The 19932-nt window shown below is 74.9% G+C and carries 15 protein-coding genes; 9 read left to right on the plus strand and 6 right to left on the minus strand.

What is annotated here, in order from left to right; genetic code table 11:
• The first annotated feature begins 70 nt into the window (after positions 1 to 70).
• From ABD350_RS29150 to ABD350_RS29185, 8 genes are read left to right on the plus strand one after another with little or no spacing between them, the layout of a single operon-like run.
• Positions 71 to 1411, plus strand: coding sequence for a glycosyltransferase (locus ABD350_RS29150; RefSeq protein WP_344351689.1), 1341 nt, complete (start codon positions 71 to 73; stop codon positions 1409 to 1411).
• Positions 1408 to 2829 (plus strand): sugar transferase, encoded by a 1422-nt coding sequence (locus ABD350_RS29155; protein WP_344351691.1) that lies wholly within the window; start codon positions 1408 to 1410, stop codon positions 2827 to 2829. Before ABD350_RS29150 ends, ABD350_RS29155 begins: the two co-directional genes overlap by 4 nt.
• A 4-nt stretch (positions 2830 to 2833) precedes the next feature.
• A complete protein-coding gene (locus ABD350_RS29160; protein ID WP_344351693.1) occupies positions 2834 to 4210 on the plus strand; it encodes an O-antigen ligase family protein in 1377 nt (458 codons plus the stop codon).
• Positions 4207 to 5976: a murein biosynthesis integral membrane protein MurJ gene (gene murJ / locus ABD350_RS29165; protein ID WP_344351695.1), complete on the plus strand. Its 1770-nt coding sequence runs from the start codon at positions 4207 to 4209 to the stop codon at positions 5974 to 5976. Before ABD350_RS29160 ends, murJ begins: the two co-directional genes overlap by 4 nt.
• The gene (locus ABD350_RS29170) at positions 5960 to 6703 is read left to right on the plus strand and encodes a polysaccharide deacetylase family protein (RefSeq protein WP_344351697.1); all 744 of its coding nucleotides are present in this window, start codon (positions 5960 to 5962) and stop codon (positions 6701 to 6703) included. Before murJ ends, ABD350_RS29170 begins: the two co-directional genes overlap by 17 nt.
• A complete protein-coding gene (locus ABD350_RS29175; protein ID WP_344351699.1) occupies positions 6700 to 7857 on the plus strand; it encodes a glycosyltransferase in 1158 nt (385 codons plus the stop codon). The genes ABD350_RS29170 and ABD350_RS29175 overlap by 4 nt, the downstream gene beginning before the upstream one ends.
• Entirely contained in the window at positions 7854 to 8510 is a 657-nt protein-coding gene (locus ABD350_RS29180; protein WP_344351701.1) for a lipopolysaccharide biosynthesis protein, read from the plus strand. Before ABD350_RS29175 ends, ABD350_RS29180 begins: the two co-directional genes overlap by 4 nt.
• Complete coding sequence (locus ABD350_RS29185; protein ID WP_344351703.1) at positions 8507 to 9631, plus strand: GNAT family N-acetyltransferase; 1125 nt, start codon at positions 8507 to 8509, stop codon at positions 9629 to 9631. Before ABD350_RS29180 ends, ABD350_RS29185 begins: the two co-directional genes overlap by 4 nt.
• Here the strand turns inward: ABD350_RS29185 and ABD350_RS29190 are convergent.
• A complete protein-coding gene (locus tag ABD350_RS29190; protein ID WP_344351705.1) occupies positions 9628 to 10770 on the minus strand; it encodes a glycoside hydrolase family 26 protein in 1143 nt (380 codons plus the stop codon). The two genes, ABD350_RS29185 and ABD350_RS29190, sit on opposite strands and share 4 nt — an antisense overlap.
• 351 nt (positions 10771 to 11121) lie before the next feature.
• Between ABD350_RS29190 and ABD350_RS29195 the strand changes: the two genes are divergently transcribed.
• A complete protein-coding gene (locus ABD350_RS29195; RefSeq protein ID WP_344351707.1) occupies positions 11122 to 11352 on the plus strand; it encodes a hypothetical protein in 231 nt (76 codons plus the stop codon).
• A 72-nt stretch (positions 11353 to 11424) separates the two neighbouring features.
• Here ABD350_RS29195 and ABD350_RS29200 read toward each other — a convergent pair whose 3' ends face one another.
• The 5 genes from ABD350_RS29200 to mmsA all read right to left on the minus strand — a co-directional run bounded on the left by ABD350_RS29200 (position 11425) and on the right by mmsA (position 19924).
• Positions 11425 to 12360, minus strand: a complete 936-nt coding sequence (locus ABD350_RS29200; RefSeq protein WP_344351709.1) for a chaplin family protein — start codon at positions 12358 to 12360, stop codon at positions 11425 to 11427.
• Between the two features lie 481 nt (positions 12361 to 12841).
• Positions 12842 to 13696: an ABC transporter permease gene (locus ABD350_RS29205; RefSeq protein WP_344351711.1), complete on the minus strand. Its 855-nt coding sequence runs from the start codon at positions 13694 to 13696 to the stop codon at positions 12842 to 12844.
• The gene (locus tag ABD350_RS29210; RefSeq protein WP_344351713.1) at positions 13693 to 16344 is read right to left on the minus strand and encodes an alpha/beta fold hydrolase; all 2652 of its coding nucleotides are present in this window, start codon (positions 16342 to 16344) and stop codon (positions 13693 to 13695) included. The genes ABD350_RS29205 and ABD350_RS29210 overlap by 4 nt, the downstream gene beginning before the upstream one ends.
• A 192-nt stretch (positions 16345 to 16536) precedes the next feature.
• Positions 16537 to 18021: an APC family permease gene (locus tag ABD350_RS29215; RefSeq protein ID WP_344351714.1), complete on the minus strand. Its 1485-nt coding sequence runs from the start codon at positions 18019 to 18021 to the stop codon at positions 16537 to 16539.
• Positions 18022 to 18421: 400 nt separating this feature from the next.
• Complete coding sequence (mmsA, locus tag ABD350_RS29220; RefSeq protein ID WP_344351715.1) at positions 18422 to 19924, minus strand: CoA-acylating methylmalonate-semialdehyde dehydrogenase; 1503 nt, start codon at positions 19922 to 19924, stop codon at positions 18422 to 18424.
• Positions 19925 to 19932: the final 8 nt, after the last annotated feature.

Here is a 19932-nt window from a genome sequence, read left to right on the forward strand (position 1 = left end):
GTGGGCGCCCAGGACCGCAGACGCGTTCACGACCGCAGTCCCGAGCGCCCTGTGAAGGAGGTAAACGCGCATGGACCCATCACCTTCCGGCTTCCGGCCCGGGGTCCTGCACGTCGCGCAGCCTGTCGACGGCGGTGTCGCCCGGGTCGTGCTCGACCTGAGTCGGGCTCAGCTCGCGGCGGGCCTGCGGGTCGCGGTCGCGTGTCCCGGCGGTGCGCTCGCCACGGGACTGCGGGAGGTGGGAGCCGAGGTATGGGACTGGCCGGCAGGCCGGTCGCCGGGACCCGGCCTGCCGGGCGAGGTACGGCGGCTCGTACGCCTGCTCGACGAGGTACGGCCCGACTTGGTTCACGCGCACAGCGCCAAAGCCGGCCTGGCCGCGCGGCTCGCCGTCCGCGGACGCGTTCCGACCGTGTTCCAGCCGCACGCCTGGTCCTTCGAGGCGGTCGGCGGGATCACCGCGGCACTCGCCGTGCGCTGGGAACGGTGGGGCGCGCCCTGGGCGGACCGGGTGGTGTGCGTCAGCGCGGCGGAGCGCGCGACCGGCCTGCGCGCGGGGGTGCGCGCCGCCTACCGGGTCATCCCGAACGGCATCGACACCACCCGCTTCTCCCCGGCCTGCGCGTCACCGCCCGCCTTCCCGGCCCCCACAGCACCTCCTCCCCCCGTCGGCGGCGACCGCCGCGCCGGGGGCGAGGCCGGCCCGGCCGGGCGGCCCCTCGTCGTCTGCGTGGGCCGTCTGTGCCGGCAGAAGGGCCAGGACGTACTGCTGCGCGCCTGGGAGACCGTCCTCCAGACACTGCCGCAGGCGCGGCTCGCGCTGGTGGGTGACGGCCCGGACCGCGAGGCGTTACGCCGACGGGCACACCCCTCGGTGCAGTTCACGGGCGCGGTCGCCGACGTCGTGCCCTGGTACCGGGCCGCCGATCTGGTGGTGCTGCCCTCGCGCTGGGAGGGCATGGCGCTCGTCCCGCTGGAGGCCCTCGGCTGCGCACGGCCCGTCGTGCTCACCGACGTCGACGGTGCTCGCGAGAGCCTGCCGCAGGCGCTGGCCACGCACTGCCTGGTGCCTCCGGCGGACTCCGTGGCACTGGCCCGGGTGATCACCGCGCTGCTGTCCGATCCGCCGTTACGCGCGGCTCTCGGCGCCCAAGGCCGTCGGCACATCGTGTCCCGGCACGACGTGCGGCACACCGCGGCCCGGATGGCGGCCGTCTACCGCGAACTCCTCACCGACGCGCCACCACGGACCGGCCGCCGCCCGACGCAGACCGAACACCGCCCCGCACCGACCGACCCGCACACGGCGTACACCGACCACCGCCCGGCACAGCCCGGCCGGGCCCCGGCGGAGAGCAGCGGAACGAGCCGGCTCGTGCCCGCCGAACGCAGGGAGTCCAGAGACTCGTGACCACGGAAACCACCGTTCCCTCGCCCGGCGCGCAGCCATGGGCCCACGGACCCCCGCACGTCTCCGTCGTACCCGCCCGTCCCGTCGGCGGCTTCCGGTTCCCTTCGCGGCGCCCGGCCGGGTGGTATGCCCCACCACTGCCGCTGCTCGCCGCCGATCTGCTCGCCGCGCTGGCGGGCACCGTCGTCCTGGGGGAGGCCGCCCCCCGGCCGGTGCCGGCGGCCGCGTTGGTGGCCGGCGCGCTGCTGCTGCGTCCGCGCTCGGCCCGGCCGGTGCCCGGTGTGCTCGACGAACTGCCCGCGGTGAGTGGGCGGATCGCGGTGACCTGGCTGGCCCTGGCCGCGCTGCTCGCCGCGTACGACCCCGCCCACGCCCTGACCGCCCGGACCCTGCTGCTGGGCTGCACCCTGCATACCGCGGCCGCCGGCCTGACCCGGGCCCTGGTGCACTGGCGGTGCACGGTCGCGCTACTGCGGCGACCGCGTACCACCCTGGTGATCGGGCCCGCCGTGACCGCGCAGCGGGTCGCCGCCGCGCTGCTGCGGCATCCGCGCTGCGGAGTGCGGCCGGTGGGCGTGGTCGCGGAGCAGCCGGGGGGCACCGGGGTACTGCCGGTCCTCGACACCGGCGAGGAGGTGGAGCGGGCACTCGTCCAGAACGGGGTGCGGGTGGTCCTGACCGTGCACCCGGCCGTGCGCACCGAGCGGGCTCCGCTGCTGCGGGCGCTCGCCGAGTCGGGCTGCGCGCTGTGGGAGGTGGACGCGGACAGCCCGGCGTACGAGTCGCGCGACCGGATCGCCGGGTTCGCCGTGCGTCGCCTGGACCTGGGCACGCGGCGGCGCGGCAGCGCCGGCAAGCGGCTCATGGACATGGTGGTGTCCGGGGTGCTGCTGGCCCTGGCCAGCCCGGTGCTGCTGGCGTGCGCGATGGTGCTGCGGCTCACCGAAGGGCCCGGGGTGGTGTTCCGGCAGGAACGCGTCGGCAAGGACGGCCGCCCCTTCACGATGCTGAAGTTGCGCACCCACCGCCCGGCCGACGAGCACGAGGCGGCCACCCGGTGGAGCGTGGCCGGCGAGCAGCGGATGAGCCGCTTCTGCCGGTTGCTGCGGCATACCTCGCTGGACGAGCTGCCCCAGTTGTGGAACGTCTTCCGGGGGGACATGAGCCTGGTCGGTCCGCGGCCCGAACGGCCTCACTTCGTCAGCCGGTTCAGCGACCTCCATCCCGGTTACGCGGCCCGCCATCGCATGCGGGCCGGTATCACCGGTCTCGCCCAGATCAACGGGCTGCGCGGGGACACCTCCATCGAGGACCGGGCCCGCTTCGACAACGCCTACATCGACAACTGGTCGCTGTGGCAGGACGTCTGCATCCTGCTGCGCACCGCCGCCGCGCTCGTGCGCTCCACGGGGAGCTGACCCGATGACGTCCCGCCCGCCGTCCCCCGGGCCCGCACGGCTGTCCCCGGTGCTGCCGGTGGTGGCCGTGGTGGCGCTGCTCGCGCTGCCCGTCGCGCCCGGTGACGGCGGTGGCGCCGGCCCGGCCGACGCGCTGTCGGCGCTGGCCGTCCTCTGCTGCGCGGTGCGGCTGCTGCGCGCGCGCCGCCGCCCGCTCGGCCCGGCCGCCTGGGTGATCCTCGGGCTGCCGGTGGCCGCTCTGGTGCCGGCCGCGCTGCACGCGGTCCCGGCCGACGCCGGAATCACCGGCCTCGGCCGATACCTCCAGGTCTTCGTCCTGGTCCCGGCCGGCGTCGCGCTGCTCATCCGGGGCCGGGCCGACTTCCGGCTGCTGGCCTGGTCGTTGGTGGCGCTCGGGGGGTGGCAGGGCGCGGTCGGCGTGCACCAGTACGTCACCCGGACCGGCGCCTCCTACCAGGGCGAGAACATCCGGGCGGTCGGCACCTTCGGGGTGACGGACGTGATGGGCATGGCCACGGTGGTGTCCTTCGGGCTGGTGTCCGCGGTAGGCCTGGCCCTGGGCCGGTCCGTGGCGCGGGACCGGGTGATCGCCATCGCCTGCGCGCTCGCCCTGTCGGTGCCGCTCGCCCTGTCCTTCAGCCGGGGTGCCTGGATCGCCACCGCCGTCGCCCTCACGGTCCAGCTCCTGCTGGCCGGGGCGCGCCGGGCGGTGCGGGTCGTGGCGGTCGTGCTGGCGGGGGCGGTGCTGGTGGGCGGGCTGGGGGTGGGTACGACGCCGCTCCGGGAGCGGATCGACAGCATCACGCGGGTCGCCGACGCGCCGGACCAGTCGGTCACCGACCGGTACACGATGTGGGCGGCGGCGGTCGACATGTGGCGGGACCGGCCGCTGACCGGCGTGGGGCTGAAGGCGTTCCCGGAGTACCGCGACGCACACGCCTCGCTCGCCCTGTCCTCGGGCAGCGACACCGAGGGCGCGGGCGCCGCCTTCCGTCGGCAACCGCTGCTCTCCCCGCACAACATGTACCTGCTGGTCCTCGGCGAACAGGGACTGACGGGGCTGCTGTGTCTGGCGGGCGGCTGGCTGGCCCTGCTGGTGTGCGCCCTGCGCGGCCTGTGCCGGACCCGCGCGGCCGGCGGCCGGGGCCTGGACTGCGCGCTGGTCGCCTGCGGGCTGCTGGTGTGGCAGCTCGTCGACTTCGTGTACGCCGACATCGGCGGCCCGTCGACCGTGCTGACAGCGGTGTGCTTCGGGCTGGTCGCCTGGTGGGCGCTGCTGGCCGGTGACGGCCCCGGCACGGACGAGCACTCCGAGACCCCGGCCCGGCACGCACCGGCTCCGGCACCGGGAACGGGTACGGGCAAGGCGGTCCCGCGTTGACGAGTCGTACGACCGGTGAGGCACCGGGGCCGGACACCGCCGCCGCCCGGCAGCCGTCGGCGGTCACGGGCCCGGCGCGAGAAGCAGGCATCGACAGGACCGCCCCGCCATACGGCTCTCCACCCGCCCCCGCCCGCGACACCACGCCATCCCACCGCGCCCCTGAAGCAGCGACCCCCACGTCCCGCGTCCCCGGCCCCCCTCAACCGGACGAGCCCCCGGTCCCGACCGGCCGTTTCCTGGCCCGGGCCGCGTTCCTCACCGCCTCCCTCTCCGTCGCGGCGGCGCTGCTCGGGCTGGTGCGGGACCAGTCGCTGGCGCGGTTGTTCGGGGCCGGGCGGGACACGGACGCCTTTCTGGTCGCCTGGACCGTGCCGGAGTTCGCGGCCACGCTGCTCATCGAAGACGGGCTGGCCTTCGCGCTGATCCCGGCGTTCAGCGCGGCCCTGGCCCACCGGGCGCGGGGCGCCGCCGGGGATCCGGTGCGCTCGCTGGTGGCCGGCACCCTGCCCCGGCTGGCGCTGGCGTTCGCGGCGGTCGGCGGGCTGCTCACGGTGGCCGCGCCCTGGTTCGTCGCGGTGCTCGCGCCGGGCCTGCCCGACCCGGCCCCGGCCGTGGACTGCACCCGGCTCACGGCCAGTTGTGTGCTGAGCTTCGGTCTCGCCGGGTACTTCAGCGCGGCGCTGCGCGCGCACCGCAGCTTTCTGGCGCCGGCCGCCATCTACATCGTCCACAACCTCGCGATCATCACGGCGATGTACGCGTTCGGCGGCCGGTGGGGCGTACGGTCGGCCGCGTTCGGGGTGGCGGCGGGCGGCTTGCTGATGGTGGCGTTGCAGGTTCCGGCCCTGGCCTTGCGGTTGCGGGGCGGCCGTACGGACCCGCGGCCCGCCGCCCCGGCACCCCCGCTGGACGCGCCCCTGCTGGCCACCGTGCTGCTGTTCGCGCTGGGCCGGCAGTCGCAGGTGCTCATCGAACGGTTCCTGGCCTCCGGGCTGCCCGCCGGGGCCATCTCGCACCTGAACTACGCGCAGAAGGTCGCGCAGATCCCGATGACGCTGTCCATGATGCTGTCCACGGTCACCTTCCCGGTGGTGGCGCGGGCGCTGGCCGACGGCGAGACCGAGCGGGCCCGGGGCCGGGTGGAGCGGGATGTGGCGGTGGCCGCCCGCCTGGTGCTGCTCGGCACGGCCGCCGTCGTGGCCTGCGCCCCGCAGCTGATCGGACTGCTGTTCCAACGGGGCGCGTTCACCGCCCAGGACACCGCGGCGACCGCCGGTGTCATGCGGGTCTACGCGCTGGGGCTGCTCGCCCAGACCCTGACCGGGGTCGTGGTCCGCTCGTACTTCTCGGCGGGCCGCGCCACCTGGTACCCGGCGGCCGCGATGGCCGCGGGGATCGCCGTGACCTGGGGAATCGGCGCGTGCACGGCCGGTTCCCGGGGGGCCGCCGGGATCGCCGCCGCGAACGCCGCCGGGATCACCCTGACCGCCGCGCTGCTGCTCGCGGGCACCGGCCGCAGTGGTGTGCCGCTGCGGGCCGGTGCCGTGCTGCGCGGGCTCGGCCGCCCCCTGGGGGCGGCCTGTGGGGCCACCGTGGCGGGCGGGCTGGCGGCGGGAGTGCCGTCGGCCGCCCCGGCCGGGCTCGCCGCCGGCGTGGCCACGGTGGCCGTCGTCTTCCTCCTGCTCGGCGGCGCCCCCGGCGCCCGTGCCCTCCGTCCCGTCCGTTCCCTCCCCCAAAGGCTCGCCCATGCCCTCACCCGCTAAGTCCCCGGCGGCCGGCCCGCCCCCGTGGATCGCCATGTACCACTCGGTCGGCGACTGCTCCGACGACCCCTACCGCGTCACGGTCTCCCCCGGCCGGCTGGAGCGGCAGTTGCGCTGGCTGGTCCGGCGGGGGCTGCGCGGGGTGTCGGTGGCCGAGCTGCTGGCCGCCCGGGACCGGGGCGAGGGCCGGGACCTGGTGGGTCTCACCTTCGACGACGGGTATGCCGACTTCGTCACCAACGCCCTTCCGCTGCTCGACCGTTGGAGGTGCACGGCCACCCTGTTCGTGCTGCCCGGCCGGCTCGGCGGCGACAACGCCTGGGATCCGCTGGGCCCGCGCAAACCGCTGCTGACCGCCGACGGCATCCGGCGGGCCGCCGCCGCGGGCGTGGAGATCGGCTCGCACGGCCTCACCCACGTCGATCTCACCCGGGCCGACGACACCCGGCTGAAGGCCGAGACCGTCGAGAGCCGGGCCGCGCTGGAGGAGCTGACGGGCGCCCCGGTGGGCGGCTTCTGCTACCCGTACGGCACGGTCGACCGGCGCGTCGTGGCGGCCGTGCGGGAGGCCGGGTACGACTACGCGTGCGGCATCGACCCCGGTCGGCTGACCGGCCGGCACGCCCTGCCGCGGGTGCACATCGGGCAGGAGGACACCGCCGTACGCCTGGTGCTGAAACGCCGGCTGCACCGGTGGCGCCGACGGCCGGTGGAGGGACTGCGGTGAGGGTCCTGCACATCATCACCGGGCTGAACGTGGGCGGCGCCGAGCAGCAACTGCGGCTGCTGCTGCGGCATCTGCCGGTCGAGTGCGAGGTGGTGACGCTGACCGATCCGGGCCCGGTGGCCGACGGGCTCGCGGCCGACGGGGTGCGGGTGACCCACCTCGGCATGAGGGGCAACCGCGACCTGAGCGCGCTGCCCCGGCTGACCGGGATCATCCGGCGCGGCCGGTACGACGTGGTGCACACCCATCTGTACCGGGCCTGCCTGTACGGCCGGATCGCCGCCCGGCTGGCCGGGGTGCCTGCCGTCGTCGCCACCGAGCACTCGCTCGGGGACACCCAGACGGAGGGCCGGCCGCTCACCACGGGGGTCCGCGCGCTGTATCTGCTGGGCGAGCGGCTGGGCCGGACCACCGTCGCGGTCTCCCCGGCGGTCGCCGCCCGGCTGGCCCGCTGGGGCGTGCCCGAGCCGCGCATCACGGTCGTGCCAGGCGGCATCGACCTCGCCCGGTTCGCCTTCGACCCGTCGGCCCGCCGCCGCGCCCGCACGGAACTGGGCCTGGACGAGGGCGCGTTCGTGATCGGCGGCATCGGCCGACTCGTCCCCGGCAAACGCTTCGACGTCCTGGTCCACGCCCTCGCCGGGCTGCCCGCCGACTGCCGGCTGCTGCTGGTCGGCGGCGGCCCGCAGGAAGGCGCGCTGCGGCGGGCCGCGCACCGGGCCGGGGTCGCGGACCGGGTGGTCTTCGCCGGGGAGCGGCCGTATCTGCCCGACGGCTCGCCCGGGGCCGGGCTGCCCGCGCTGACCTCGGCGATGGACGTGCTCGCCGCCCCCTCGCCCGAGGAGGCGTTCGGGCTGGCGGTGGTGGAGGCGCTCGCGGCCGGGCTGCCGGTGCGCTACACCTCCTGTCCGGCCCTGGAGGACCTGCCGTTCGAAGCCGCCCCGGACGCGTTGCGGGTCCCGTGCGAGCCCGGCGCGTACGCCCGCGCGCTCGCCGGGGTCCGCGCCGCCGGTCCCGGTCCGCGCGCCCCCGCCGGGGCGGCTCGCCACTACTGCATCACCCGCAGCGCCGCCCGGCTCCTGAACGTCTACGCGGCGGCGCTCGCCCACCCGTCCCCCACCCCCAGGCCCCCGCAGAAAGCCGTCCTGTCATGACCGAGAACCACACCCGGCGTCACCGCGGCTCCCGTCTCGCCCCGCCCCGCGCGTTCCCGCCCTGGTCGCTGGTGGCGGCCGGGGTCCTCGCGGGCGGGCTGCTGGGCGGCGGGTACGGCGTGCTGCGGCCCGCCGAGTACACGGCCACCAGCTATCTGGTCGCCGTGCCCGGCGAGCGGTCCGACGCCGCCGGCGCGCTGGGTTTCGCGCAGGCCTACGGCCGTATCGCCACGCAGCCCGCGGTGCTCGCCGACGCCCAGGTATCCGCCGGGGTGCCGGTGGCCGCGCTGCGCGCCGGGGTGCGCACCGCCACCTCGCCCGACGCGCCGATGGTCGCCGTCTCCGCGACCTCGCCCCGCCCGGCGGAGGCCGCCGCCATGGCCAACGCGGTCGCCGGGGCGCTGGCCCGGCGCGCCGACGCCGCCCGGGCCGCCACCCGCGTGTCCCTGGTCCCGTTCACCCGCGCGGTACGGCCGACCGAGCCGTCCTCGTCCTCCGCCGGGGTGACCGGGCTGGTCGGGGCGGGCGGGGGCGGGCTGCTCGGCGCCCTCGCGCTGCTGGTACGGCCGCGCCGCGCGCCGGAGGCCGAGGTCCCGCGCCCGGCCCCCGCGCCCGGACCGGCCGTCGTCGCCGACGCGCGCGGCCGGCGGTGACCGCCACCGTCGCGGCGCGCGCCCGCGTCCGCCTCACCGCCGAACTCGTCAACGACGCGGACGTGTTCGCCGGCCTGGCCCCGGCCTGGGAACGGCTGGCCGGGCGGTGTGCCGCCGCGACCCCATTCCAGAGCCACGCCTGGCTGCACTCGTGGTGGCTGTCGTACGGCCGGCCGGGACGGCTGCGGCTGCTGCTGGTACGGGCCGGCCGGGACCTGGTGGCCGCCGCGCCGCTGATGCTGGTCCGCCGGCCGCTGCCGGCGCTGCTGCCGCTCGGCGCGGGCATCTCCGATTACGCGGACGTGCTGCTGGACGACGCCGACGACGGGCGGGCGGCCGGTGTGCTCACCGAGGCGCTCGCGGACGCGGCCCGCACCGCGCTGGTCGACTTCCGCGAGGTGCGTCCGGGCGGCGCGGTGGAGCGGGTCTACGACCGCTGGCCCGGACCGCGCCGCACGGTCCCCGACTCCCCGTGCCTGGAGCTGCCCGCCGTACCGATGGACGAGCTGATCGCCCGTCTGCCGTCGGGCAAGTCCGGCCAGCGGGCGCGGGCGAAGCTGCGCAGGCTGGCCGCGCTGGGCGTGCGCCGGCGGACAGTGGGCCCGGAGGAGGTCGGGACGGCGCTCGACCGGCTGCTGGCGCTGCACCGGCTGCAGTGGCAGGGCAGAGACGTGACGAGCGAGCATCTGCGGCCCCGGTTCCGGGCTCATCTGCTGCGCGCGGTGGGCCCGATGGTGCGCTCGGGCAACGCGGTGGTCACCGAGTTCCGGATCGGCGACGAGGTGGTGGCCGTCGACCTGACCCTGCTCTCGGGCGGCATGGCCGGCGGCTACCTCTACGGCGCCCACCCGGGCCTGCGGGAACGCCGGGCGGACGTGGCGGTGATACTGCTGGACGCCTGCGCCGAGCTGACGGGTAGCGGCGGGCCGGGCACACTGAGCCTGCTGCGCGGCGACGAGCCGTACAAGCGTCACTGGCGGCCCGACCGCGTCGTCAACCAGCGGCTGCTCATGGCCCGTCGGCACACCGCCCCGCTGTTGACGGCCGCGCTGTGCGGCACGACCGCACGGCAGCGGGGCAGGGAGCTGCGGCATCGGTGGCGGGAACGCGGGCGGCCCTAGCGGTGCCGCGACCACCAGCCGAAGGGAAGGCAGATGTCGTGGCCGAGCCAGTACCCGGTCCAGTCGTCCGGATCCAGCGGCGCGCAGGTGGCCGGGGGCGTGGTGGGAGCCTGGGTCGGAGCCGGTGTGGACGACGGCGCGGACTGGTCGTCGCGGCCGTACAGGGCGGCCCGGTAGATCCGTGCGGAGCGGGGGTTGGCCGGGCACTGCCACACGCCGTGCGGGCAGTAGTCGGTCAGCGTGTGGTACACCGGCCGGTGTTCGCCGATCCAGGCGAGCATGCGCCGCATGTACTCGGCGTTGTCGCCGTTGCGGAAGAGCCCCCATTCCGGGTACGACACGGGCTTGCCGTGGGCCTCGGCGAAGTCCACGTGCTGCTGGAGGCCGTAGGGCTCGCTCACCTGCTCGTCGAACGTCACGCCGGCCGGCTGGTCGTAGGAGTCCATGCCGATGATGTCGACCGTGTCGTCACCGGGGTAGCACTCGGTCCAGGGCACGGCGTCGCGGCCGCGGCTCGGCGCGAAGTCGAACCGGAACCGCTGGCCCGGCACCGCGCGCATGGCGGCGACGATCCGGTTCCAGTACGCCTTCCAGGACGCGGGGTCCGGCCCGCAGCGATGGGTGTAGGTGGTGCCGTTCATCTCCCAGCCCAGCACGATCACCGTGTCCGGCACCCCCAGCGTCACCAGCCGTTCGGCGAGGATCCTGAAGTGCCCGTCGAACGCGCCGGCCGCGGCCTGCCGCAGCAGCCACCGCACCTCCTCGTCCGGGACGTCCTCCTCGTTGCGTTCCTGCATCGGCACGTTGAGGACCAGCGTCCGGTCCGCCTTCTCCCGCCGCCAGCCGGCCCAGGCGTCCAGGAAGCCGGGCGGGCCCTCGATGTCCTCCCACAGGCCGCCGGGCAGATAGGTGTGGGCGACCTTCAGTTCGGCCCCGCCGAGCCAGTTGCTCAGCCCGGCCATGCGCGCGATCCCGCGGGGCCCTGAGGCGAGGAACGCCCCGAAGGGCGCGGCGGTCCGCGCGGGAGCCACCGGGTCCGCGGCGAAGCCGGGGCCGGCCGCCAGGGTGACCGAGGCGACAGCCGACACCGCGAGCACGGCCCGCCACAGGGACCGGCTCCTTTGCCGCCGTGCGGCCATGTCCGCCCTCCCTCTCTCCGCTCGTCACGCGCCATACGCCACTCGACGAACCGGTCGTCTCCCGGTCACCGACACTCAGTCACACCAGTACGAAAAATGCCAGCGCGGTCGCCGCTTCCGGTCCCCGGAACCGCCCGGACGGGCCAACGAAGGGAAAGCGGGCAAGGCGCCGGGGTACGACCTGTTGGTGGTGGGCACCGGACCCGTGCCCGGGGCGAAGAACGCACCGTGACCTGGTGGCGCCGCGTGCGGCTGCTTCGGGCCGTCACCCGGGACGGGGAGAGGCGCACCGCGGACGGCCGCGGGAGGCTCCGGGTGGGCTGGGCCGTGGCGCGACGGGGCCGATCCACCATGCCGGAGACCGGGCACGTCATCGCGGCTGCCGGCTCCCGGCGCCGACGGGGCACCGCGGGGGAGCCGGCGTCCGAGGCGTCGTACCCGGGCCTGTTCCTGGCCGGCCCGGAGACGACCGGCGGGCTCCCGCCCGGCGGGTTCGTGCGCGGCGCGACCTTCACGGCGGGGAGGCTGGTGCGCTGGGGGCGGCGACGGCCGCGCGCGGGCCCGGGCCGGGTCGGGTGGTGAGGTGCCGATCGCCGACCCGGCGCTGACGGTTGCGCCGCGGGGTGCCGGGGACTCGGTGCGGCCCCCGGCACGCTACCGGCGTGCGGCGGCCCGGCCCCGCCGGTACAGGATGGCCCCGGCCGCGATCAGCGCGGCGCCGGCGGCCGAGGACGCGATCATGGCCCGCTCCTCACCACCGGTGTGCGGGAGCATGGGCGGCTGCGCAGGAGGGTGCTCGCCATCGCCCGGGGGTGGCGGGGCCTCCTCGTCCCCGTACGAGGGCGGGGCCTCCTCGTCCCCGTACGAAGGCGGGTCCGTCTCCTCGTCCCCGTACGAAGGCGAGTCCGTCTCCTCATCCCCGTACGAAGGCGAGTCCGTCTCCTCATCCCCGTACGAAGGCGAGTCCGTCTCCTCATCCCCGTACGAAGGCGAGTCCGTCTCCTCATCCCCGTACGAAGGCGAGTCCGTCTCCTCGCCCCCGTACGAAGGCGAGTCCGTCTCCTCGCCCCCGTACGAAGGCGGATCCGTCTCCTCGCCCCCGTACGAAGGCGGATCCGTCTCCTCGCCCCCGTACGAAGGCGGATCCGTCTCCTCGTCGTCCCCGTACGAAGGCGGCGCGGAGTGGTTGTCGCTGGGACGCGTCTGGTCGCCGTAATCGGAGTCGCCGTAGCCACCGGCCTCGCCGGGGGCGCCGGCCTCGCCGGGGGCGCCGGCCTCGCCGGGGGCGCCGACCTCGCCGAGGTCGTCGGACTCGTCAGGGTGCCGGCTGCCCTTCTCACCCTTCGCCCCCCGGGCCTCGGCGACGCAGGCACTTCCGGACACCGTCTCCAACGTGGCGGTCGCGCTGATGGAGTTGCCGCAGGCGTCCGCCGGGTCCTGGACGTTGTTCCCGGCCAGCGGCCCGGGGGAGGCATGAGCGGTACTGTGCCCGTTGGCGTCGGCGAACGCTGTGCCGCCGTACACGGACAGCACGCCGGTGGCGGCGGCGGCCACGGCGATGCCCTTGCTGAAATTCTGTCGCAGTCTCATGGTCTCCCTGCTCGGAGAAGTGGGAAGGGGCGAACCCCCGCGGAAAAAGCACTTCAGACGTTGACGCAGGTGTTGCCGACATCCTGGGCACGGCCGGATCCGCACGACACCGCCGGGGAATCATGCCCCTCGCACACTTCCCCTCGTCCGAATTCGACGAAAAGGGCCCGGATGGCCCGCAGACGGGGCAGCGGACGGACCGGGAACTGCCACGGCTTGTTCAGCGCGTTCTGGACCAGCGTCAGCCGCGGGTTCGCGTGATAGCCCTTCGCCGCCGAATTACCCCATGATCAGACGGCGCCGACGCCCACGCCTATAACAGAGGTGGCGGTCGCAGCGGCGATCATTTCCTCCCTGACCACTTCGCTCCCTTTCCTCGTAGCGACGCATACCCTACGGCCCGATCAACCAGCGACAGCTGGAATGGTCGCGGCAATTCACCTGATTGGCGCGCAGGGTCTCGAACGATCCGAACATCGGGCTAAGAGACGATGTCCTTACGGGAGAACGCGCGGAAGGCCAGTGCGAACAGCACCAGGGCGTACGTCACGGAGAGCGCGGCGCCCTGGATCATGCCGGACCACTCGGGGGTCGGCTGGACGGCGTCCACCCAGGCGAACTGCCAGTGCGCGGGCAGGAAGTCCCGCCAGTGGCCGAGGGCGGTGACGGCGTCCAGGACGTTGCCGACGATGGTCAGGCCGACCGCGCCGCCGACCGCGCCGAGCGGGGCGTCCGTCGCCGTGGACAGCCAGAACGCCAGCCCCGCGGTGACCAGTTGGGACACGAAGAGGTACGCCACGACCACCAGGAGCCGCTGGGCCGCCGTGCCGGTGTCCAGCGCGCCGCCGGTGGGGATCCGCAGCGGGCCCCAGCCGTAGGCGGCCGTGCCGGCGGCGAGCGCCACGAGCGGCAGCAGCACCATCCCGGCGAGGGACAGCCCGAGCGCCACGACGAGCTTGGACCACAGCAGCCGTGCGCGGGGCACGGGCGCGGCGAGCAGATAGCGCAGCGAGGACCAGCTCGCCTCGGAGGCGACGGTGTCCCCGCAGAACAGGGCGACCGGGATGACCAGCAGGAAGCCGGCCGACACGAAGAGGTTCACGGCGGCGAAGTTGGCGCCGGAGGCGGTCGCCGTGTCCATCAGCGTGACCCGGTCGTTGCGGCCGCCCGGGTCGCCGCCGACCGCGAAGGCGATCAGCAGCACGAACGGCAGGACGGCCAGGACCGCGCCCATGACCAGGGTGCGGCGCCGTTTGAGCTGGCGGACCAGCTCGACCCGCAGCGGCAGGGTGCGCCCCGCCCGATAGCCGGAGGCGACCTCGGTGAGTGTGCTCATGCGGAACCTCCGATCAGGGTGAGGAAGGCGTCTTCCAGGCGGCGGTGCGGGCCGATGGAGGCGACCGGCAGCTCCAGCCGCACCAGTTCCGCGACCAGCCGTTCGGCCGTGCCGCCGGGGGCGAGACGGACCAGCAGCCCGTCGTCGGTGCGCACGGCGGAGGCGACGCCGGGCAGCGAGGCCACCTTCTCCACCACCGGCTCCTCCACCGGCCGGGCGGTGCCGACCAGCAGGGTGTCGCCGGAGCCGATGATGTCCCGGACCTTCCCGGCCCGCACCAGCCGGCCGCGATCCATCACGACCAGGTGGGTGCAGGTCTGCTCGACCTCGGCGAGCAGATGGCTGGAGACGATCACCGTGCGGCCGCCGGCCGCGTAGCGGATCATCACCTCGCGCATCTCGCGGATCTGGGGCGGGTCCAGGCCGTTGGTGGGCTCGTCCAGGATGAGCAGGTCGGGCAGGCCGAGCATGGCCTGGGCGATGGCCAGGCGCTGGCGCATGCCCTGGGAGTAGGTGCGCACCGCGCGGGCCAGGGCGTCGCCGAGCCCGGCGATCTCCAGGGCCTCGTCCAGGTGGGCGTCCTCGGGCGGGCGGCCGGTGGCCCGCCAGTACAGCTCCAGGTTCTCCCGGCCGGACAGGTGGGGCAGGAAGCCCGCGCCCTCCACGAAGGCGCCGACCCGGGAGAGCACCGACGCGCCGGGCCGGATGGCGTGGCCGAAGACCCGGATCCCGCCGTCGTCGGGGCGGATCAGGCCCATGAGCATGCGCAGGGTGGTGGTCTTGCCCGCGCCGTTGGGCCCGAGCAGTCCGAGGATCTGGCCCTTCTCCACGCGGAAGGACAGGTCCCGGACGGCGTACCGGTCCGTGGACCTGGCGTAGCGCTTGCTCAGGCCGTCGATGACGAGGGGGACCTCGGCGAGGTCCGGGTCGGGGGCGGGGGCGGCCGTGCGGCGGCGGGCGGTGAGCAGCAGGGCGAGGGCGGCGACGGCGCCGGCCGCGGGCAGCCACCACACCCAGGCGGGCAGGGGCGCGGCGGCGGTGGTGACCTGGGGGGCCGTCGGCACGCTCAGGGCCGACTTCAGGGAGACGGTGTAGGTGGCCGGGGCGGCCGGTGAGGCGTAGCCGAGGTCGGTGGAGGCGAGGACCAGGCGGAGCCGGTGGCCCTTGCGCACCTCGTGGTCGATGGCCGGGAGGGTGACGGTGACGTCCTTGCCCGCCTTGGCGCCGGTCACCCGGAAGGGGGTGACGAGCTGGGCGGGCAGCACCGGGGTGCCGCCGTCGGGGCCGACGTCGTAGACCTTGCCGAACAGGACGGCGTCGTCACGGGTGGAGGTGATGTGCACGGTGGCCGTCGGGGTGCCGGTGATCCGCAGGTCGCGGGTGAGCGGAGCCGAGTCGAACCGCGCGTACTGGCCGGGGAAGTCCATGGAGAGGCCGACGCCGAGCGCGGACAGCCGGGCCAGGCCGCCGGAGGTGCCGAGGCCGGGCAGCGCGGAGACGCCGGGCGGGCTGGCGCCGGCCGGGCTGGCGACGCGCTGGGCGGCGCCGGTGAGGGCGATGGGGCGCGGGTGGCCGCGCAGGCCCGGGTAGGTGCCGGCGCTCGCGCCGCGCAGCCGGGCGGCGCCGTCGGTGGAGTCGACGCCTCCGGTGCGGGTGACCCGGAAGGCGGGGCCGGTGTCGGCGTCCTCGTCGCCCTTCAGGTACCGGTCGAACCAGGCGCGCGTGCGTGCCTCGATCCGGTCGGTCTCCATGTCGCCGCCGTCGTGTCCGCCGGCGATCCAGTCGACGGCGACGGGGGCGCCGTTCGCGCGGATGGTCCGGGCGGCGGCGTCGGCCTGGTCGAGGGGGAACAGGGAGTCGGTCTGCCCCTGCACCAGCAGGGTGGGCACCTTGACGCGGTCGCCGACGGCGGACGGCGAGCGCTGGGCCAGCATCGCGCGGGCGGCCGGGTCGGGGGTGCCGGACGCGGCGACCCGCTCGTACATCCGGCACAGCGCGGGCTCGAACCTGGCGCAGCCGCCGCCGCTGTTGACGAACACGCCGGCCCACAGCTTCTTGAACACGCCGTGCGGGAGCAGGGCGTCGGCGAGGTTCCAGTAGGTGATGGCCGGGGCGATGGCGTCGACGCGCCGGTCGTGTCCGGCGGCGAGCAGGGCGATCGCGCCGCCGTAGGAGCCGCCGGCCACGCCCACGCGGGGGTCGCCGGGCCGGTCGAGCCGTACCTCGGGCCGTTTCGCCAGCCAGTCGACGAGCCGGGAGACGTCGGCGACCTCGCCGCGGGGATCGTTCAGCCCGATCTTGCCGGTGGACCGGCCGAAGCCGCGCGCGGACCAGGTCAGGACCGCGTACCCGGAGCGGGCGAGGTCCTCGGCCTGCCGGCGCATGTCGTCCTTGCTGCCGCCGAAGCCGTGCGCGAGCAGCACGGCGGGGTGGCGGCCGGCGTCGGCCGGGGTGACGTACGAGGTGTCCAGGCGCGCCCCGTCGACCGCGAGGACCCGGTCGGTGCGGCGCACGGCAGGGGTGTCGTCGGAGGCGACGGCCGCCGTCCACGTCCCGGCACCGGCGAGCATCACGGCGGCGGCCGCGGCGGCGACGAGCCGGCGCGGCCGGCGCCGGAGCGTCCGGGGTGCGCGAGGTCGAAGATCCATGCGTCAACGGTACGGGGCCGCACCGACAATCGCTGCTGCCGTGGGGTGGAGGGGCGGACCCTGCCTGGGGCGTACGGAGGTGGCCCTCGTGTACCGCGCCCGCGGTACACGGGGCACGGGGCGCGGTGGTGGTCCGGGCGCGGGTCCGTCGTGGCTTGCCGCGCGGTGCCCCGTGCCCCTTCGGGGTGCTCCTCAGGCCTGGGCCTCTCCCACGGCCGGGGCGGGCTCGGCGGGGCCGGGCTGGGCCGGGATGGTCACCGGCTGCCCCGCCGGGTCCGCCGGGTCCGTGGTCCGCGCGTCCTCGGGGATGGACACCAGCCAGCGGGTGTCGCGGCGGGGCCGCAGGTACAGGGCCCAGTAGAGGGTGGCGACGGCGGTGATGCCGCCGGTCCACAGCAGGTAGGCGGTCTCCTGCTGGGTCAGGATGTAGGCCAGGACGGCGATGAGCAGGACCGGCACCGCGGGCCACAGCGGCATCCGCCAGGCGGGCGTGTGCTTGTGGGAGCCGCGGCGGGCGAGCAGCGCGGCGACCGCGACCAGCAGGTACATGCCGGTCACCGAGACGCCGGTGACGCCGTACAGGGTGTCGAGGTTGACGAAGCAGAGCACCGCGCCGGGGACGCCGACGGCGAGGGTGGCCACCCACGGGGAGCCGAAGCGGCCGAGCCGGGAGAAGACCGTGTTGACCGGGCCGGGCCAGGCCTTGTCGCGGGCGGAGGCGAACAGCACGCGGGAGTTCTGGATGACCATGACGATGCCCGCGTTGATGATGGCGAGGGCCACGCAGAGGCTGACGAAGGTGCCGACCGCGGAGTTGGACCAGGCGGTGACCATGGAGCCGATGTCGCCGCCGGTCAGTTCGGTGAGGTCGGAGGCGCCCAGGGTGATCGCGGCGACCGGGACCAGGATGACGACGGTGGAGATGGCGAGGGTGGCGAGGACGGTGCGGGCGACGTTGCGGCGCGGGTTCTCCAGTTCCTCGGAGAGGTAGACCGCGGTGGAGAAGCCCTGGGTGACGAACAGGGCGATGGCGAGTCCGGAGACCACCAGCATGGCGGTGACGGTGTCCGTGTGGCCGTGGTCGCCGGCGACCTGCAGGGAGACGAGGCTGCCCATCCCGCGGTGGCTGTGCGAGAAGCCGAGCAGGGCGACGACGCCGGCCGCGATGACCTCCAGGACCAGGAAGATGCCGGTGATCCAGGCGTTGGCGCGCAGGTCGAGCAGGCCGGCGAGGGTGGCGAGCAGCATCACGCCGGCGCCGGTCATGGACGGGTCGAGGTGGACGATCGGGGCGAGGTAGTCCGCCGTGCCCATCGCGATCACCGGCGGCACGATCATGACGACCAGCAGGGAGAGCACGAAGACGAGCCAGCCCGCGAGCCGCCCGGCCATCGTCGACACCATGGCGTACTCGCCGCCCGCGCTCGGGATGAGGGTGCCCAGCTCGGAGTAGCAGAACGCCACGGCGATACAGAGCAGGGAGCCGATGGCGATGGTCAGGGCGGTGGCGGTGCCGAGGGAGCCGAACAGGTCGGGCACCACGACGAAGAGCGTGGAGGCGGGCGTGACGCACGACAGCGTCAGCAGGGTGCCGCCCACGACACCGATGGAGCGCTTCAGCCCGGGAGCGGGGGCCGGCGCGGCGTCGGCCACGGTCTTCTGGTGCGTGTCGGTCATGCGGCGGTTCCGATCGACTGGTGCGAGTGAGGGTGGGCTCGGGAGCGCTATCGCCTCCGGCGGATCGTCGAATGTTCGGTCTCGTCCGCTCCCGGCGCTGCATAGAACCCCGACGAAAACCTCCACGTCAATGGCCGTTTACCTTCGGAATCCGCAGCTCCGCTTCTCCGTGGGGGGCATCACTTTCCCAGGCCGTTACGCCCTACAGGTGCTTCCATCAAGCCCAGACCGGTTGTGACCTTGCTTTCAAAGGCACCGTCAGGACAACCCCTTCGTCACCCGTTTCGTCCGCAGTGCACGGGAACCGCAGCGGACGGTGCGAAAAAATGTCGGGCGTCCGCTATCCGGACACGCCGGTGCCCCGCCCCCCGCGGCGCGGAGGACGGGGCACCGGGCCGGCTCAGTGGTTGCGCGGGAAGCCCAGGTCCACGCCCGCCGGGGCGTCGGCCGGGTCGGGCCAGCGCGTGGTGACGACCTTGCCGCGGGTGTAGAAGTGCGTGCCGTCGTTGCCGTAGATGTGGTGGTCGCCGAAGAGCGAGTCCTTCCAGCCGCCGAAGGAGTGGTAGCCCACCGGCACCGGGATCGGCACGTTCACGCCGACCATGCCCGCCTCGACCTCCAGCTGGAAGCGCCGGGCTGCCCCGCCGTCCCGGGTGAAGATCGCGGTGCCGTTGCCGAACGGCGAGGCGTTGATGAGCGCCACGCCCTCCTCGTAGGTGTCGGCGCGCAGCACGCACAGCACCGGGCCGAAGATCTCGTCCTGGTACGCCTTGGCGCCGGTCGGCACCCGGTCCAGCAGCGAGATGCCGATCCAGTGGCCGTCCTCGAAGCCCTCGACGGTGTACCCGGTGCCGTCGAGCACCACCTCGCAGCCCTCGGCGGCGGCACCCGCGACGTACGAGGCCACCTTGTCCCGGTGCGCCTTGGTGATCAGCGGGCCCATCTCGGACGCCGGGTCGTTGCCCGGACCGATCTTGATCTTCTCGGCGCGTTCGCGGATCTTCTCCACCAGCGTGTCGCCGATGGAGCCGACCGCCACGACCGCCGAGATGGCCATGCAGCGCTCGCCCGCCGAGCCGTAGGCCGCGCTCACCGCCGCGTCGGCCGCCGCGTCCAGGTCGGCGTCCGGCAGCACCAGCATGTGGTTCTTGGCGCCGCCGAGGGCCTGCACCCGCTTGCCGTTCACGGAGGCGGTGGCGTGGATGTGACGGGCGATCGGGGTGGAACCGACGAAGGAGACGGCCTTGACGTCCGGGTGCTCCAGCAGCCGGTCGACGGCCACCTTGTCACCGTGGACGACGTTGAAGACACCGTCGGGCAGACCGGCCTCGGACAGCAGCTCGGCGATCCGCACGGAGGCGGACGGGTCCTTCTCGCTGGGCTTGAGCACGAAGGTGTTGCCGCAGGCGATGGCGATCGGGAACATCCACATCGGGACCATCGCCGGGAAGTTGAACGGCGTGATGCCCGCGACGACGCCGAGCGGCTGGCGGATCGCGGCCACGTCGACCCGGCTGGCGACCTGCGTGGACAGCTCGCCCTTGAGCTGCACGTTGATCCCGCAGGCCAGGTCCACGATCTCCAGGCCGCGCGCGACCTCGCCGAGCGCGTCGGAGTGCACCTTGCCGTGCTCGGCGGTGATCAGGTCGGCGATCTCGTCGCGGTGGGCGTCCAGCAGCGCCCGGAACCGGAACAGGATGGAGGTGCGCTGGGCCAGCGAGGACTGGCCCCAGGAGGCGAAGGCGTCCTTGGCCGACGCGACCGCCGCGTCCACCTCCTCGGCCGAGGCGAACGCGACCTTCGTGGTCACCGCGCCGGTCGCCGGGTCGGTGACCGGCCCGTACGTACCCGACGCGCCGTCGACGGCCTTCCCGCCGATCCAGTGGTTGACGATCTTCGTCATGTCCGGGG

Source organism: Streptomyces nogalater, from assembly GCF_039532885.1.
Lineage (GTDB): Bacteria > Actinomycetota > Actinomycetes > Streptomycetales > Streptomycetaceae > Streptomyces > Streptomyces nogalater.